We start from the raw sequence: 748 nt of genomic DNA, 5'->3' as shown, positions 1-748 counted from the left end.
AAACAGAGCCAAATGAGTGGACGGAATTTATATCGAGTGAACATGCGTAGGTTTTAAAGTAATCGAACACCTACAAATTCTGGCAGACGAATTACACTGTCTTGTTTAATCAACTAGTTCTCTCTGCTTAATTTGATGTGAGTTTCGGCCAGTTCTTATCGGCGCGACTAACGTTTCCTGGGATGTCCTTTGCCCAGGTAAATTGCACTGACTGGTTGTAGTTTAGGTAGAGCTTGCCCTCGTGAATGCGCCAAGCTTCAGGATCAATCTTTGCCGTGTAACCTTGGCTAACAGCCCATGCGCAATAGCCACCATATTGTGGTGCGAACTGTTCAGGGTTATCAATGAACAGCTGTTTGTTTTCTGCATTTGCAAAGTACCAGGTTGCGCCATTCCACTCATACGTAAACTCACTTTCGCCTTTGACGGGCTTCGATTGGGAGAAATATGCGACTGGATCGTAGCCTTCAATCGCCTTGCCAAAGAAATCTGTATAAACGTGTTCCACGGCATTTGCAGGTGATATAAACAGAGTAAGAAGGGTGACGAAACTAAGGGAGCGTAATAGTGTTTGCATAGTTTAAGACCTTTTTATTGTGCCCTGTAGACCAGTCGTTAGTGAAAAAGTTTCACGCAAGTTTAGCTACGACATAGAGGGCGAAATAGATCGAAGAAATAAAGCGAAACAAATTTGCACTTTTTGTACTTAAAGGGTCCTAGTTTTCGGTCGATAACGTACCATAGTAAA

Annotated in this window: 1 protein-coding gene; it reads right to left on the bottom strand. The window is 42.9% G+C overall.

Features of this window, described 5'->3' with window-relative positions; translation table 11 throughout:
* Positions 1 to 127: 127 nt before the first annotated feature.
* Positions 128 to 577 carry a YHS domain-containing (seleno)protein gene (locus A3738_RS22655; protein WP_068500152.1) on the bottom strand — a complete coding sequence of 150 codons (450 nt, stop codon included), beginning with the start codon at positions 575 to 577 and terminating at the stop codon, positions 128 to 130.
* Positions 578 to 748 lie beyond the last annotated feature (171 nt).

The organism is Oleiphilus sp. HI0066 (assembly GCF_001635725.1).
This window is presented reverse-complemented; position numbering and strand designations above follow the sequence as displayed.